Here is a 17,250-nt window from a genome sequence, read left to right on the forward strand (position 1 = left end):
GTTAAGTACCGTTTTACCCGCCATTGGCAGGTAAAACGGTTGTTCAGTATTAACCAGGTAACCGCCACACGCTGGCCGATTCAGCAGTTAGTGTAAGTTGTAAGCCATTTTTCGTTGTGGTCAAGTCGGCCTCACCCTCCAATCGTTGCCATTTTCCCTTTTGCAACAATGGATTATAGGCCAAGGTTATTTCCCCTTCACCGCTACGCTGTAAAGCGACCAATACCTGTTCTTGCTGGTAAGTACGCACAAACACCAAAGATTCCCCTTGCGCATAAAGTACCTGGCAACCTCCACGTCTTAACGCCTTGCTCTGTTTACGCAATGCGGAGAGACGGCTAAACAGGGCTAGCAGATGCCGATCCCAGTGTTTCTCGTCCCACGGGAACGGTTTACGGCAGAAGGGATCATTGCCACCATCCAAACCAATTTCATTACCATAGTAGAGACAAGGGACGCCAATCCAGGTCAATAGCCATATTGCTGCCATTTTCATGCGCTGCGGATTGTTTTTCAGTAGCGTCTGAAAACGCGCAGTATCGTGGCTGTCCAACTGGTTGAACTGAATAATCTGAAGATTATGTGGTAACCCCGCGCGGTAACCGTCCATCCACTGCGCACAGGTGGCCGCATCCAGTTGAATCGGATGGTAGGCTACGTCTACTCCTGTCAGAAAAGCTCGCACCGGTAAAGCAAATCCCATGTAGTTCATGGCGGCGTCTTCAACTCCGGCATGCAACCAGCGGCGCGCGTCACCAAAATGCTCGCCCAACACATAGGCCTGGGGGTTTTCCTGCTTGACCGTCTGATAAATCTCAGCAAGGTAATGCAGGTTTCCCTTTGCTCCACCATTCTCACCCAGCATGTGTACAACATCCAACCGCCAGCCATCAATACTGTACGGTGGCCTTAGCCAATGGCGAACCACACTGTTTTCCGCCCGATAAATCGCATCAACCACCTGCGGCTCAGCAAAGTTGAGCTTTGGCAAGTTGGTATGCCCTTTCCAAGTCAGTGCGGTTCCATCTGGATAGAAGTTGAACCAGCCGCGATAAGGGGAATCAGGGTTGTGACAGGCTCCATTCACCGTCTGTTGATAACGGTCAAACCATGGATGCGAATCCCCTGTGTGGTTAAACACACCATCAAGCACCAGTTTTATTCCTACCTTGTGAGTGTTCACTCGCAAACGCTGTAATGCCTCATCACCACCGAAGTGAGGATCGACATGGTAGTAATCTTCAGTATCGTATTTATGCACACTCGGCGAGGTGAAGATCGGATTCAAATACAGTGCGGTGATACCCAATTGTTGCAAATAGGGCAACTTCTCACTAATGCCATCCAGATCTCCACCATAGAAGGTAGAAGCCGCATCCTGATCATCTTCTAAGGGATGTTGCCAATCGCGGCGCACCACATCACAACCTGCAGCATGATGATGATAACTGCCACTCTTAATACCGTGATCTCCTCCACTACAGGCGAAGCGGTCAGGGAAGATCTGGTAAAATACCTGATCGGCCACCCAGGATGGGCTGTTGTCCGGCTCATCCAGCGCATATTGTGCCAGTTGCCCCAACGGCACCAACGACCAGCCTAGTGGGCCAAACCACAACTGACGATCGGCCCACAGTAACTTGAAGCAATAGCGACGTACCGATTCCCCTTGATGCAGTGACAGGCTGGCTTGATAGTGCCATACCCCGTCGGCAACCTGCCCTTTCATAATCAGCAGCCACTCTTCATTGTCCGGTTCGGCGCGCAAGAATACCTGCTCAGGCAAATCATCACCTTGTAAACACAGGGTGATATCCAGACGGTGTCCATTATTAACCAAGAATGGCGGAACCGGTTGATGCCAGGCGTTAAGCATAACTCTTCTCCTGATGTACAAAACGAAATCGACAACATTGTGCATGTGCCTGGCACAATGCCACGTCGAGTGCAGTTCCCCCTCATCTCTGGGCGATAAACTCGGGGGATGAGTCGAGGGGTGGAGACGCTGAACAGCGCTGTAGACATACACCGTGTCCAAACGCTGACAACTGAAAACAAGTAGGTGGATTGGAGCCGGGACGATAAGTAGCCATCTTCCAAGGAAGAACCGCAAATCGATTCTCCCCTGGAACAGCATACTCAGATAAAGAGATTGCCTTATTCTTGCACAGGTGCCTGGATGTTTTTCTTCTTCTGGCGATTTACCTTAACGTAATATCCCAACAATAGAAGCACTACCCATACTAACCCAGCATAGAGGGAAATACGCGTGGTCGGGAAGTAACCGATCAGGCCGATAATGAATACCAGGAAGATAATAGCGATGACCGACGTAAATACACCGCCACGCAGTGGGAATGCCAGCTTGCTCACCTGCTCCTTGCTGAGGCTGCGACGGAAAGCAATCTGCGAGAACAGGATCATGATCCATACCCACACGGTAGCAAAGGTCGCTAACGAAGCAATCACCAGGAACACACTCTCCGGCATAATGTAGTTGAGATACACAGCGATCAGCATTGCCGCCATCATCACCACCACGGTGACCCACGGAATACCACGTTTGGAGATTTTACTGAATACCTGCGGTGCATGACCTTGTTCTGCCAAACCATGCATCATACGCCCGACACCGAACACGTCACTGTTAATGGCTGACAGTGAAGCAGTGATTACCACAAAATTAAGAATACCCGCGGCAATAGTGATCCCCATATGCTGGAAGGTCAACACAAAAGGACTACCGTTAGTGCCAACCTGATCCCACGGGTAAATTGACATGATGACAAACAGAGTACCGACATAGAACACCAGAATACGCCAAGGTACTGAGTTGATAGCCTTGGGGATCGACACTTTCGGATCCTTTGCTTCCCCAGCCGTGATACCAATGATCTCGATGCCACCGTAGGCGAACATCACTAATTGCAACGACAGTATCATGCCTACGAAGCCGTTACTGAAAAAACCACCATTGGTCCACAGATTATGTATTCCTGTCGGTTGCCCACCATTGCCGAACCCCCAGACAATGATACCGATCCCGGCCACGATCATGATGATAATGGTCGCCACTTTGAAGAACGAGAACCAGAACTCGAGTTCACCGAAAACCTTCACGCTCATCAGGTTAATGGCACCGATGATCAATACCACACTTAATACCCAAATCCAGTGCGGCACCTCAGGGAACCAGACGCCCATATAGATACCAAACGCTGTTACATCAGCAATAGCGACGATTAGGATCTCAAAGCAATAAGTCCAACCGGTAATGTAACCTGCCATTGGCCCAAGGTAATCCTGAGCATAACGTGAGAACGAACTGGCTTGCGGGTTATTGACCGACATTTCGCCCAGTGCGCGCATGATGATAAAAGCAACAATACCGCCGATCAGGTAAGCCAATAGAACGCTGGGGCCCGCCATTCTGATGGCCTCAGCAGAACCGTAGAACAAACCGGTTCCGATAGCTGAACCGAGAGCCATAAAGCGGATGTGGCGCGTAGTAAGGCCACGTTTCAGCTTATTGACGGTGGGGGGAGTGAATGACTGTTGTGGCATGAAAATGACCCGTCTTTTTAAACGTAAAAAAGCCACGGACAAGTCCGTGGCCCAGAATCAAGACCGTCGGTTTAGGAGTGAGCAGTCACTTGGCTGCGCGCAAAAACCCGATCATAAATTGCGACCAGTACCAACATTAACAGCGAAGGGGGTAACCAAGCCAGCCCCTGCGCCGCAAGCGGCAAGTGATCGGTCCATGCTGGCATCAAGTGCTGGAAGCTGGACGCTTTCACGGCATCAAGAATACCAAACAAAAGGCTGACTAACATCACCGGCGCAACAATACGTGATGAACTATTCCACCAACGCAAGGTGAAGCTCAACACAACCAGCACAATGCAAGGTGGGTAAATAGCGGTCAGTACTGGGATAGAAATCTGAATCAGGTGACTCAGCCCCAGATTGGAAACCACCATGGAGAACACACCAAGAATAAACACCAGCGTTTTGTATGACAGCGGCAGATATTGCGCAAAAAACTCCGCACAAGCGCAAGTCAGACCGACCGCAGTTACCATACAGGCAATAAAAATCAATGCAGCCAAGAAAAAGCTACCCACGCCACCGAAAGTATTTTGCACATAGGCATGTAGGATCACCGCGCCGTTGGTGGCATCAGGAGTCAAAACGCCACTGCCGGAACCCAATTTAAACAGGCTCAAATAAACCAGAGTTAACCCCAACCCAGCAATAAGACCAGCCAAGATCGTGTAACGAGTCAGCAAACCTGCATCTTTAACACCACGCGAACGTGCTGCATTCACGATGACGATGCCGAATACCATGGCCCCCAGCGTGTCCATCGTCAGGTAACCATTAACAAAACCGGAAGAGAATGGGACGCTCTGATAAGCTTCAGCAGCAGGGATCGGGCTGCCTGCGGGCCAGATCAACGCAGCAATCCCCAGCACTGCCAATGCGAGGATCTTCATTGGAGCCAATAAATGCCCCACCGTATCGAGCAGACGGCCGGGATAGAGTGAGATGCCGATCACCAGCGCAAAATACACCAGACTGTAGATAAACAGCGGCATTGCACCGTCACCGGTCAATGGTGCGATACCCACTTCAAAAGAGACGGTCGCCGTACGTGGAGTTGCAAACAGCGGGCCGACGGCAAGGTAGCATACCGTTGCCAACAACAAACCGGCACTGCGACCAATCGGCGAACTCAGCGCATCAACACCGCCGCCTACACGCGCTAGTGCAATCACGGTGATCACCGGTAAACCAACGGCAGTGATCAGAAAACCAAGAGCAGCAGTCCATACATGCTCACCAGACTGCAAACCCACCATCGGCGGAAAGATTATGTTCCCAGCGCCGACAAATAAGGCAAAGGTCATGAAACCCAAAGCCAGAATATCTTTTGATGTTAAACGATGACTCATACGATGTTGTGTTGCCTGTTAAAAAGTAAAAAATTACCCGGTATGGTGTTGAAAATGCTCATCCTGGCTGCTGGTTACCATTTCATCTCGAGACCGACAGACACAAAATCTTGCACTGCCAGACAGTCATCCTTGTGAAAAAAGACCACTCATGATGATAGGCGGAGGTTTTAGTTATTATTTACCCGTTAGTTTTCACGTTGCAGCCAACAATTATGTGGTCTGAAAACGGTGGGATAGACGGAGGTTTAATCCAAAAACGGAGGCTAAGAACCCATCCCTTAAGGCTAATTACTGACCATCCTGGCCCTGAGCCGTATTAAAAACCCTCACGTACTGCTTGCACGCTACGGTTTCTGTGCACGTTCTGTGTCAAAATACCTTGCACCAATAACGCCTACTGGAACAGGCTCTAAGTAAAATATTTATAGCGTTGAAAGGCAATACTCAATGCTAAAAGCAGAGTAATTGACCAAATAATATTACATAGCCAGTTAAACGTAATGGTTATCAATAAATATACACTACATGATTTGTATTATTTTTAAACACTAAAATCATAAAATATGAAACAAAGCGTTACCTGACGCAAACACCACCATAAAATACATGATCTCCCCATTGGTTGCTATTTCTCAGCCTGTAGCTGACAAAAAGCACAGCAAAGGACGGTAGAAACACCTATAAGGGGGGAACCAGATCTGCCACAAGCCAGTTATGGTTCACTGCCTAATCCCAGAAAAGTGCAGGTTTGACACAACGTATACGGCGAAAACGACACCTTAACGTCTTGACTAACATCGCACAAAACAACAGCGATCGGTGAAGTCAGGTTATGGAGCCACATGCCTTGATGACAGGCTTTTGAGTCTGCGATGGCACAGCGGATAATTTAGGAACACAGCCTAGTTGTTCACTGTACTCTCTGATATATTTTCTTCAACAATTAATCTGTTAGGCAAGGTGAATATAAAGCGCGTGCCAAGACCAGGCTCGCTGAGAACCTCCAGACGCGAATCATGATGACTAAGCGCATGCTTGACAATAGCCAGCCCCAGTCCACTCCCCCCAGTCTGGCGTGAGCGCGCTTTATCAACACGGTAAAAACGCTCCGTAAGACGAGGAAGATGTTCCGCGGCAATACCTGGCCCGTTATCACTCACCTGAAACTGTGCCCCTTGCGGGGTCTGCTGCCAACTCACCTCAATATGGGTGCCTTTAGCTGTATGACTTACAGCGTTATATACCAGATTAGATACCGCACTGCGTAACTGTTCTTCGTTACCAAACACTTTCAAATTTTCGTTAACTCGAAAGTTGATCTCGTGACAGGCATTACTGAGTGACTGAGCTTCACGCTGTAATACGCGCAAAATCAATGGAATATCAACCTTCTCATTCATATCTATGTTTGGCGCAGCTTCAATACGTGACAACGTTAATAGCTGCGTCACCAAACCATCCATGCGTTTGGTCTGCTCTTGCATAGTGCTCAACGCTTTTCCACGTAACGAGCCATCCAACTCTTCGTCGCTCATCATCTCCAGATACCCCTGCAACACCGTTAAAGGTGTACGAAGCTCATGGCTGACGTTGGCAAAGAAGTTACGTCTGCTTCTTTCCAACTGGCGCATCTGGGTAACATCACGTGCCACCATCAGCAACTGCCCTTCGGAATACGGCATAATACGAAATTCTACAAAGTGTTCATTATTCAACTGCAGCGTTAAAGGTTTGGTAAATGCCTGCTGTTGTAGATATTGGCTGAATTCCGGATAACGTATCAAGTTTAGAATGTGTTGGCCGTTGTCTTCCGGCCAGCGAAAACCTAACAGGTGTTGCGCTAATCCATTGCACCAAAAAATGTTGCCCTCAACGGTAGTCATCACAACAGCATCGGGCAAGGATTCAGCACCGCTGCGGAAACGTTTGATCAACAGCGCCAGCTCACGCCGGCGATGGCGATTACGTTGTTGCATCTGATAGAGGCCATAAAACAGCGGCTCCCAGCTCCAACGCCCGGGCGGTGGCGTCATGCTACGATCAACCCACAACCAGTGGGAAAGTTTGAGTTGATTATAAAAATTCCAGACTAAGGTAACCAACACGGACACCAGCAGGAACCAAGGCAGATAACCAAAAATCAGCCCTAGTAAAAAGGCAGGCAAACAAAAAAGAGCCAGCTCGCTCGCCAGTCTCTTCCACGATAAACGTTCTAACACAGTAAATTCTCCAGCGCTGTGCTGTCAGTAGCGCGTTGAGAACCGATAACCGGTGCCCCTAACGGTTTGAACCATCTTGTCATGACCACTGGCCTCCAGCGCCTTGCGCAGCCGGCGAATATGCACATCAACGGTACGGTCTTCAACATAAACGTTAGTGCCCCAAACGTAATTAAGCAACTGTTCACGGCTGTAAACACGTTCTGGGTGAGTCATAAAAAAATGCAACAGTTTAAATTCTGTCGGCCCCATATCCAGTGGTTGTTCACTGGCCATCACCCGGTGCGAGGAGGGATCAAGACTAAGCCCCTGCATTTCAATCACCTCATTCACCGCCATCGGTGAAATACGGCGCAACACTGCTTTGATGCGCGCCACCAACTCCTTGGGAGAGAACGGTTTAGTGATATAATCATCCGCCCCCACCTCAAGACCACGTACCCGGTCCTCCTCTTCGCCGCGCGCAGTCAGCATCATCACTGGAATATCACGAGTTATCGCCTCACGCTTCATGTGCTTTATGAGCTGGATCCCGGAGCCACCAGGCAACATCCAGTCCAGGAGAACTAAATCAGGGAACGGCTCAGACAGGCGCATTATTGCACTGTCATAATCCTCGGCTTCCAACGGTTGGTAACCATTCTGCTCCAACACAAAACACACCATCTCACGGATCGGCGCTTCGTCTTCCACCACCAGTATGCGTCTTGCCATTGTCCATCCTGCCAATGAGTTTGCGATCTATTTAGGTCGTGTGACGTTATTATGCGTCAATTTTGTGACAATTTTATGAATACGTTGCTCTGCGGATAGCCTTAAGCATAGTGATTATTTTTATTGCCATTTGATTGCGCCACGACAGGAGATGTCTACGCGCTTATAATCGCCGCTATCCTCTTATTAGCCAAGAAGCCTTATATGCGCCTGATCCATACCTCTGACTGGCATTTGGGCCAGCACTTTTTCACTAAAAGCCGCGCCGCAGAGCATCAGGCTTTCTTAGGCTGGCTGATCGAAATCGTGGAACAACAGCAGATTGATGCCGTGATCGTCGCAGGGGATCTTTTTGATACCGGTTCCCCCCCAAGCTACGCTCGTGAACTGTATAACCGTTTTGTCGTGGACCTTCAGCGCACCGGCTGCCAACTGGTGATACTCGGCGGCAATCATGACTCCGTTGCAACGCTGAATGAATCGCGTGAGCTGCTTTCCTATCTGAATACCACCGTGATTGCCAATGCGCAAACAGACCCAGAACAGCAAATTGTGGTCCTGAATCAACGCAATGGTCAACCAGGGGGGGTACTGTGTGCAATCCCCTTTCTGCGCCAACGAGATCTGCTCTCAAGCCGTGCAGGAGAGTCTGGTAACCAGAAACAACAGGCCTTACAAAATGCAATTGCCGAGCATTATCACGGCCTGTATCAGGCTGCCTGTGTATGCCGCCAGACACTGGGTCTAAAACTGCCGATAATCGCAACCGGCCATCTGACGACGGTAGGAGTGAACACCTCCGATTCAGTGCGCGATATTTACATTGGTACGCTTAATGCTTTCCCAGCGCAGTTATTCCCTCCCGCCGACTACATTGCATTAGGTCATATTCACCGAGCGCAGAACGTAGCAAAATCTGAACATATCCGTTATAGCGGTTCACCAATCCCATTAAGTTTTGATGAGTTGGGTAAAAACAAAAGTGTATTTATGGTTGATTTTGCTGACGGCGTATTGCAGCAGGTCACCTCGCTAGAAATCCCCACCTACCAACCCATGCAGTTAATCAAGGGCAACTTGCAACAAATTACCGCCCAATTGCAGCAATTTAGCGATTACCAAGGCGATTTGCCGGTTTGGTTGGATATTGAAGTTGCTACCCAAGATTACCTGGGTGATATCCAGCGGCGGATCCAACAGTTAGTTGACGATCTGCCGGTTGAAGTTCTCCTGCTTCGACGCAGCAAGGAGCAACGCTCACAGACTCTTGTCCAACAGGACAAAGAAACGTTGAACGAATTGAGCGTCGGCGAAGTATTCGAACGCCGGTTGACAATCGAAGAAGAAATGACTGAACCCCGCCAGCAACGGATGCGGCAAATGTTTCAACAGGTGGTAGAAAGCCTGCACCACGGCGAGGAGCCTTCAGCATGAAAATACTGAGCCTACGGCTGAAAAACCTCAACTCCCTGCAAGGTGAGTGGAAAATTGATTTCTCTGCAGAACCCTTTGCCAGTAATGGCCTTTTTGCTATTACCGGCCCAACGGGCGCGGGTAAAACCACGCTACTGGATGCTATTTGTCTAGCGCTGTATCACCAAACGCCACGTTTGGAAATCAGCGCCAACCAGAATGAGCTGATGACACGCCATACCTCAGAGTCACTGGCAGAAGTGGAATTTGAGGTCAAAGGGATCGGTTATCGTGCTTTCTGGAGCCAACGCCGTGCTAAAAACGATCCTGACGGAAATTTGCAAGCCCCCAAAGTCGAACTGGCGCTGCGGGAAGATGGAAAAATCCTGGCAGACAAAATTTCCGATAAAAAAGAGCTGATCGCCTCAATAACCGGCCTGGACTTTGGTCGTTTTACCAAATCGATGATGCTGTCGCAGGGGCAGTTTGCCGCTTTTCTAAATGCAAAACCTAACGAGCGCGCCGAGCTATTGGAAGAACTGACCGGCACCGAAATTTATGGCCAGCTATCGTCACGGGTGTTTGAACAGCATAAACAGGCCAAAGCAGAGCTTGATGCTTTGCACCACCGGGCCAACGGTATTGAACTGCTCAACGATGAGCAGCACCAAACGTTGGAAAACCAACTCAGTGCGCTCGGCAACGAAGCGCTTTCGATCAACCAGCAACTACAGCAGCAGCAACATCAGTTGAACTGGTTGCAGCAATGGCATAGCACCGAACAGCAGGTTCAGCGCTATCAGCAACAGCTTGTCGCCGTTCAGCAGGATTATCAGCAGGCTGAACCACAGTTGTTGCGGTTGGCGCGCAGTGAGCCCGCAGAAAAGTTGCGCCCATTGCTGGATGAACGCCAACGTTGCCAACGGGATAATCTCATTTTGCAGCAACAGCTTGAACAGTTGGAGCAACAACAACAGAGGCAAGCAACTGAACTGTTCCCCTTGCAACAGCGTCTGGAACAGGCCAAAACGGCAAAACAGGCACAGAACAGTCATAACCAGCAGCAGCAAACCCTGATCGATAAACAGGTACAGCCACTTGACCAGCAAATCGCCCTGTTGCGTACAACCTTAGCCGAAGTGCAAAAGCACCGTGATGGATCTTGGCAGCAAAGTGAAAAACAGCGGCTAGAACTGGAACAACTGAGCGCAAAACGTACGCAGCTCGCCGCGTTGGCAGGACAGTATCAGATCAAGCAGGCGGAACTGACCGCAGCGCTTGATAAGCAGTTACAACAGCAGGCTGAGCTAGAAACGCAATCCCCAACGGAGAAACTGCGTCATCGTCAGGCCGAATTAACCGGGCTACGTCCATTACGCCAGCAGCTCTCCGAGCTGGCGTTGCTGTTTGCACAAAACCAACAACAAATTGATCGGCAACAGTTGGAGTTTGCTGCCAACCAAAAGCAACTGGCTGAAATAGAAGCGCAACTCGATGCAGTTCGCCTGCAATACAAACAGCAAAAAGCGCACCAGACTGATGTCGAGAAGGTGCTCGAGATGGAAAAGCGTATTGTCAGTCTGGAGGCTGAACGCGCCCACCTACAGGCAGAAATGCCCTGTCCGCTATGTGGTTCCACTTACCATCCGGCAATCGAGCAGTATCAGGCGCTAAAACCGTCAGAAACAGAGCAACGTGCCGCTGAGTTGAGAAGTCAAACCGATAGATTGCATACACTGGGCACTGAACTGCGGGCTCGCTGTGACAGTTTGAAAGAGCAACAACAGCGCCTGCAACCTCAGTTAGTTCAGACATTGGCGCAACGGGAAGAGCATCTGCAAAGTTGGCTATCGCTCACCGCGCCACTTGCTTTCGATTTTACCTTGCAAGAACCCGACCGCTTAGGTACATGGTTAGATGCTTGCGAAAGCGAGGAGCAGGCTAATCAGCAACGCTTGCAGCAGCACCAACAGGCCATCGTTGCAGTACAACAGGCCAAAGATACCTTGAATACGCTGCGAGGAGAGCAACAGAGTTCCCAGCAAGAAGTAGCCCGCTTGAATGAGCGTTTTGAGCTGCTGGAAATCAGTCAGCAAGAGACGCAGCGCCTGCTTGCACAGTGGCAACAACGCTGTCAGGACAGCGAAACAACACTGGCAGAGTTACACGGTAAGCGCGTCGCGCTATTTGGCGAGCAATCGATCCCCGAGGTACGCGAGCAGCTACAAAAAGCACTGAGCGCTTGCGAGAAAGCCGAGCAGCAGGCGAGCGAACAGCTACAGAAAGCGCAGGAACAGCGCGATATTCTGGCGGGTCAACGGGTCACATTACACCAACAGCAGCAACAGCAAACCGAACGGTTGCTACGGGCCGAGCAACAGTGGCTGCAAGCGTTAGCCAGTAGTACGTTTGATGATGAAAAACAACTGCTTGCTGCGCTGCTTGATGATGATACACGCCAGCTGCTACAGCAGCGCAAAGAGCAGTTACAGCAACGCCAGGTAGAGGCCAGTACACTCTTGACGCAGGCGGTGCAAATGCTGGAGCAACAACGGCTAAACCGTCCCGTTAACCTTGATGAAACAACGGCGGATGTTGAACAACTCACAACCGCGCTCAACAGGCTAGCAGAACAGCTAAAGGCGTTACAGTTGCACCAAGGAGAAATCAGTAACCAACTGAGTAGCAATGCCCAACGTCGTCTCAATCAGCAATCTCTGTTTGAACAGATCGCCCAAAGTCAGCAGCAGTATGACGACTGGAGCCAGCTTAATCAGTTGATCGGTTCAAAAGACGGCGATAAATTTCGCAAGTTTGCCCAAGGCCTTACGCTTGATCACTTGGTGTATCTTGCAAATCGCCAACTCAGCCGGTTACATGGGCGTTATCTGCTACAACGTAAAATCAGTGAAACACTCGAATTGCAAGTGGTGGACACTTGGCAGGCCGATGTCCTGCGTGATACTCGTACCCTCTCTGGCGGTGAAAGCTTCCTAGTCAGCCTAGCTCTCGCTCTGGCTTTGTCAGATTTGGTCAGCCATAAGACCAGCATCGATTCGCTGTTCTTGGACGAGGGTTTCGGCACTCTGGATGCAGAAACACTGGATACAGCGCTAGATGCACTGGACAGCCTTAATGCCACAGGCAAAACCATCGGAGTCATCAGCCACGTTGATGCAATGAAAGAACGTATCCCAGTACAAATTAAGGTGAAGAAGGTCAACGGACTGGGGGTTAGCCGGTTAGACGAGCGGTTTCGCGTCGAGTAACTGCGGCAGAAACAAGCAGCATAATATGCAGTTTTCCACCTACAGCGTAAAGTGTGATCTCAGCGGCAGTACGCAGTGAAAAGCATTGAGCCTCAGCTGAGAACGGTTATCATGCAGCGGATAATAGGATTGTTACTGTAAATACAGGCAAAACCTGGCGTTCGGGATGGTTCTCGGGTGCCAGGTTTTTTTGTTTTCACCGTTTGGAAAACGCCAGGGAAAACCATGGAAATCGCTAAAATACTCAATAACAACGTAGTGATTACGCAGAATGAGCACCATGAAGAGACAGTAGTCATGGGGCGTGGTATTGGCTTTAAAAAGAAAGCCGGGGATCGTGTGGATGAAAGTCTGATCGAGAAGGTATTTACCCTCAACAACAGTGAAATGAGCGAGTGCTATAAAGAACTGCTGGCAGAGATCCCATTAACCTGCGTCGCTACTGCTGACAAGATCATTGCTTTAGCCCGTCAACGGCTACCAGGAAAACTGCACAACATCGTTTACATCACGCTGACCGATCATATCCACTTTGCTTTACAACGCCATGCGCAAGGCGTGGATATCAAAAATGTCCTACTGTGGGACATCAAAAAACTCTATCCAAAGGAGTTCGCACTTGGCTTGGAGGCCTTGGCTATCATTGCAGAACGTCTAGAAACCACGCTGCCAGAAGACGAGGCGGGGTTTATTGCTTTGCATCTGGTTAATGCTCAACTCAATGACGAAATGCACAACACGTTAAACATCACCCGCATCATGCATGAGATCCTTAACATTGTTAAATATCATTTCCGTTTTGATTACAACGAGGACTCACTCAGCTATCACCGCTTCGTAACGCATCTGAAATTCTTTGCTCAACGGTTACTAGGGACCAACTACGTCAGCAGTGAAGACGACTCTCTGTATCAAATGGTGAAAGACAAATATCATGAATCATTCGCCTGCGCCGTTAAGATCAATCGGCATATCGAAAAACACTACCAGCACCCGTTAACCAGTGAAGAAATGATGTTTCTGACGATCCACATCGAGAGGGTACGCAGCGAAAGCGAGGATCAGTACATACCGAAGGACTGAAGTTCGCCTCAGTCCTTGTCCTTCGCAAGACAGTGCCAAACAATTTAGCGCGTTAGTGCGGTCTGCCGTAAAGCAAAGTTCAAACGTGGGTAGGATCACACGGGCGGCCACAGCCAGGCTGCTCCGCGCACACCACTCGAGTCACCGTGAACGGCCTTGCGAATTGGCGTTTCACACTCACCGCCAAATACCCAAGGCTTTACCTGTTGCGGCACCCTTTGGTAGAGGCGTTCAACGTTACTCATCCCTCCACCCAGGACTATAACATCAGGGTCAAAAATGTTGATTACATGAGCCAATGACTTCGCCAAGCGCATTTCGTAGCGCTGGATAGCCAACTTTGCTGTTTCATCCTGCTTCTCGGCTAAGAGCATGATTTCATGGCCTTTCAACACATTACCACTTAAACGCGCATAGTCGTTGGCGAAACCGGTACCAGAGATAAAAGTTTCAATACACCCTTGTTTACCACAGTAGCAAGGCACTTCAGCACGGAAACGCAGTTCATCAGCATCCATCCATGGCAGAGGATTATGACCCCATTCACCCGAAATACCGTTTCCTCCGGCATGAGCCTGCCCATTAATCGCCACCCCGGCACCACATCCGGTTCCAATGATCACCGCGAAGACGGTTGCCTTCCCAGCTCCCGCACCATCAGTCGCTTCCGATACGGCCAGGCAGTTGGCATCATTGGCAAGCCGCACTTCACGTGCCAGCATTACGGAAAGATCCTTGTCTAACTGCTGCCCATTAAGCCAGGTTGAGTTGGCATTTTTAACCAAGCCGGTAAATGGCGACAGTGTGCCGGGTATGCCAACCCCTACCGAGCCCTGTTGACCGGTTTTATCCTCCGCCAACCTCACCAGACCGGAAATAGCCTGTAATGTTTGTTGATAATCATCACGCGGCGTTGCAATACGATGACGGAACAGTTCTTGTCCATCATTGGCTAAGGCAATTACTTCAATTTTAGTACCACCCAAATCGACACCAATCCGCACAATTTCTCTCCTAAAAGCACAACGACAAGACTCTCTGCCACAGCCTAATACAACCTAGTGTTCGAATCACGCATTGCACCAAAGTGTAACCACGATGGCGATTTTTGCATCGCATTCGCATGATCACGGTAAAAATACGGGAGCGGAGGCAAATCAGCGGGAATAAGGCGATTTTTCATCATCAATTCGTTATCATGTCGCCTTGCTTTTGACGAAATAGCGTGCCAAATGCACGCCCAGCCAGGGGATAAAACTATGCTGTGGTTTAAGAATTTGATGGTTTACCGTTTGAGCCGCGACGTTACGCTAAATGCGGATGAAATGGAAAAACAGCTCAGTGCCTTTGCTTTCACCCCGTGCGGCAGCCAAGACATGGCGAAAACCGGCTGGGTTTCCCCAATGGGTTCACACAGCGACTCTCTAACGCATGCAGTTAACGGTCAAATTATTATCTGCGCCCGTAAAGAAGAGAAAATTCTACCCTCGCCGGTAATCAAACAAGAATTGCAGGCAAAGATCGAAAAACTGGAAGGTGAGCAGCACCGCAAGTTGAAAAAAACCGAGAAAGACTCCCTGAAAGATGAAGTGCTGCACAGCCTGCTACCACGCGCCTTCAGTCGTTTTAACCAGACTTTTATGTGGATCGATACCGTTAACAGCCTGATTATGGTGGATGCAGCCAGTGCCAAACGCGCAGAAGACACGCTGGCACTGCTGCGTAAAAGCTTAGGTTCATTACCCGTTGTCCCTCTCACCATGGAAAGCCCGATTGAACTGACGCTGACAGAGTGGGTTCGTTCTGGCCAACTGCCAGCCGGTTTTATTATTCAGGATGAAGCTGAACTCAAAGCGATTCTGGAGGATGGTGGTGTGATCCGCTGCAAAAAACAAAACCTGATCAGCGATGAAATTGCCGTACATATTGAGGCCGGTAAACTGGTCACCAAACTGGCGGTAGACTGGCAGGAACGCATTCAAGTGGTACTGACCGATGACGGTTCACTCAAACGCCTGAAGTTTGCCGATACCTTACGCGATCAAAACGATGATATTGATCGTGACGATTATGCGCAGCGTTTCGATGCAGATTTCATTCTGATGACCAGCGAACTGGCAGCAATGATCGGCAATACAATTGAAGCCTTAGGAGGAGAAGCACAGCGCTAAGGCAGCGGAAAGCCGGGGTTAGCCCGGCACACATTTATTTACTCAGATAACGACACAGGTATGACGTTGCATCGGCAACCTGCAGATTAAATTCACTCTGTCCAGGCACAAAGAACTTTTCACCTGGCGTAAACACTTGCCAATCAGGCGCTCCCGGTAACAGTACTTTTAAAGCACCGGTAATCACCGTCATTTCTTCCGGTTGCGCGGTACTGAAGGTATATTCCCCTTCTTCCATAACCCCAATGCTGGTACGACCGATGCTGCTACTATCAAAACCGATAGACTTAACTTTTCCTGAAAAATATTCGTTTACTTTCAGCATAGACTGGCACCCGCGTAATTAACTTTGTGGAAGATCCATATTGGGGGATGGAAGTAGGTCTGTCACTGATTTTTCGTACAAAATGCGATCGCAGCGCACGACAAAACATCAACAGGATGAAATAATTAGGTTGTATAGTTTAATTGGCCGTAGTGCCTTCAATACCCCAAAAGCCCATCGTCTGCATCGTTCGTCGCTTATTTGGCCCACTTTACAGCGCAGCTCACGCATCACCTTGTACTCAGATGACCGCCAGCAGCGCTCATATTAAATTAAAAAGGGCTTCGCCATTGGGTTGGCTGACAGGTAAATCCCCGGTGATCTCGCCGACTTCACGGGGCATATACGCACGATACAAAGAAAAGAGTATAAGGTTTGGTGGGCCAAGTGAGCATAAATAACACAGCATAGCGCGTTCAAATAGCCTCATGACCAATAACATTTACTTTATCGCTACGATACGAAGTACAGTGAGGATCTGCTCAACGACTTGCTGCGGATTAGCACTGCTATCAATAACGTGATGTGCAGCATTTTGATATAACGCTTCGCGCGTGGTAAGCACTTCTGAGATTTCTTCGGCGATAGGCCTTCCGGTCAAGGTTGGACGTTGCCCTTCCTCGGGAACCTCTTCCAAACGTTGTGCCAAAATGCTGGCTGGTGCACGCAGGTAAATTACCGTCCCATGCTGCCGCATGAAATGCCGATTTTCTTCGGCCAGGATTGCCCCGCCACCGGTAGCAACAACGGTTGACGGTTGTGTTACCGCTTGCAGAGCAAGCGTTTCCCTGCGTCGAAAACCCTGCCAACCTTCCTGCGAAACGATTTCTGCCACGCTCATTTGCACTGTCTGCTGCATAAACAGGTCGGTATCAATAAAGTGATAACCCAATGTCTGCGCTAATGCGCTGCCTATCGTTGTTTTACCTGCTCCGCGAGCGCCTACCATAAAAATGGTTTGTGTCATTACGGGTCGTCCTTTATACGATGGCTCGAATGCATGGGTTTGCATGCGAGAGTGTTAGCAGCCAGGGCAAAAATTGCCGCTGTTGATTCATCATGCCCCTTACTTTTGCATTTAGATATTTACAACAGTGT

12 protein-coding genes are annotated in these 17,250 nt (G+C 49.5%); 4 read left to right on the forward strand and 8 right to left on the reverse strand.

Features of this window, described 5'->3' with window-relative positions:
- Positions 1-49 precede the first annotated feature (49 nt).
- From malZ to phoB, 5 genes are all read right to left on the reverse strand, one after another.
- On the reverse strand, positions 50-1,876 hold the full coding sequence (malZ, locus tag OK023_RS13385) for a maltodextrin glucosidase (RefSeq protein WP_317693206.1): 1,827 nt from the start codon (positions 1,874-1,876) through the stop codon (positions 50-52).
- Between the two features lie 281 nt (positions 1,877-2,157).
- On the reverse strand, positions 2,158-3,564 hold the full coding sequence (proY, locus tag OK023_RS13390; RefSeq protein ID WP_317693207.1) for a proline-specific permease ProY: 1,407 nt from the start codon (positions 3,562-3,564) through the stop codon (positions 2,158-2,160).
- Between the two features lie 71 nt (positions 3,565-3,635).
- Positions 3,636-4,955 (reverse strand): branched-chain amino acid transport system II carrier protein, encoded by a 1,320-nt coding sequence (gene brnQ / locus OK023_RS13395; RefSeq protein WP_317693208.1) that lies wholly within the window; start codon positions 4,953-4,955, stop codon positions 3,636-3,638.
- Positions 4,956-5,860: 905 nt separating this feature from the next.
- Positions 5,861-7,177 (reverse strand): phosphate regulon sensor histidine kinase PhoR, encoded by a 1,317-nt coding sequence (gene phoR, locus OK023_RS13400; protein WP_317693209.1) that lies wholly within the window; start codon positions 7,175-7,177, stop codon positions 5,861-5,863.
- A gap of 24 nt (positions 7,178-7,201) precedes the next feature.
- The gene (gene phoB, locus OK023_RS13405; protein ID WP_317693210.1) at positions 7,202-7,891 is read right to left on the reverse strand and encodes a phosphate response regulator transcription factor PhoB; all 690 of its coding nucleotides are present in this window, start codon (positions 7,889-7,891) and stop codon (positions 7,202-7,204) included.
- A gap of 204 nt (positions 7,892-8,095) precedes the next feature.
- Here phoB and sbcD point away from each other — a divergent pair, with 204 nt between their 5' ends.
- The 3 genes from sbcD (at position 8,096) to licT (ending at position 13,656) form a co-directional block, all read left to right on the forward strand.
- Entirely contained in the window at positions 8,096-9,325 is a 1,230-nt protein-coding gene (sbcD, locus tag OK023_RS13410; protein WP_317693211.1) for an exonuclease subunit SbcD, read from the forward strand.
- A complete protein-coding gene (sbcC, locus tag OK023_RS13415) occupies positions 9,322-12,573 on the forward strand; it encodes an exonuclease subunit SbcC (protein ID WP_317693212.1) in 3,252 nt (1,083 codons plus the stop codon). Before sbcD ends, sbcC begins: the two co-directional genes overlap by 4 nt.
- Positions 12,574-12,798: 225 nt before the next feature.
- On the forward strand, positions 12,799-13,656 hold the full coding sequence (gene licT / locus OK023_RS13420; protein ID WP_317693213.1) for a BglG family transcription antiterminator LicT: 858 nt from the start codon (positions 12,799-12,801) through the stop codon (positions 13,654-13,656).
- A gap of 95 nt (positions 13,657-13,751) precedes the next feature.
- Here licT and mak read toward each other — a convergent pair whose 3' ends face one another.
- Entirely contained in the window at positions 13,752-14,660 is a 909-nt protein-coding gene (gene mak, locus OK023_RS13425; RefSeq protein WP_317693214.1) for a fructokinase, read from the reverse strand.
- A gap of 255 nt (positions 14,661-14,915) precedes the next feature.
- On the opposite strand from mak, the gene rdgC reads away from it, so the two are divergent.
- Positions 14,916-15,827, forward strand: a complete 912-nt coding sequence (gene rdgC / locus OK023_RS13430; protein ID WP_317693215.1) for a recombination-associated protein RdgC — start codon at positions 14,916-14,918, stop codon at positions 15,825-15,827.
- A gap of 34 nt (positions 15,828-15,861) precedes the next feature.
- Here rdgC and ppnP read toward each other — a convergent pair whose 3' ends face one another.
- On the reverse strand, positions 15,862-16,152 hold the full coding sequence (gene ppnP / locus OK023_RS13435) for a pyrimidine/purine nucleoside phosphorylase (RefSeq protein WP_317693216.1): 291 nt from the start codon (positions 16,150-16,152) through the stop codon (positions 15,862-15,864).
- 442 nt (positions 16,153-16,594) lie between these two features.
- Positions 16,595-17,119, reverse strand: a complete 525-nt coding sequence (aroL, locus tag OK023_RS13440) for a shikimate kinase AroL (RefSeq protein WP_317693217.1) — start codon at positions 17,117-17,119, stop codon at positions 16,595-16,597.
- Between the last annotated feature and the right edge of the window lie 131 nt (positions 17,120-17,250).

The sequence above is a fragment of the Serratia sp. UGAL515B_01 genome, assembly GCF_033095805.1.
In the GTDB taxonomy this organism is placed as follows: domain Bacteria; phylum Pseudomonadota; class Gammaproteobacteria; order Enterobacterales; family Enterobacteriaceae; genus Chania.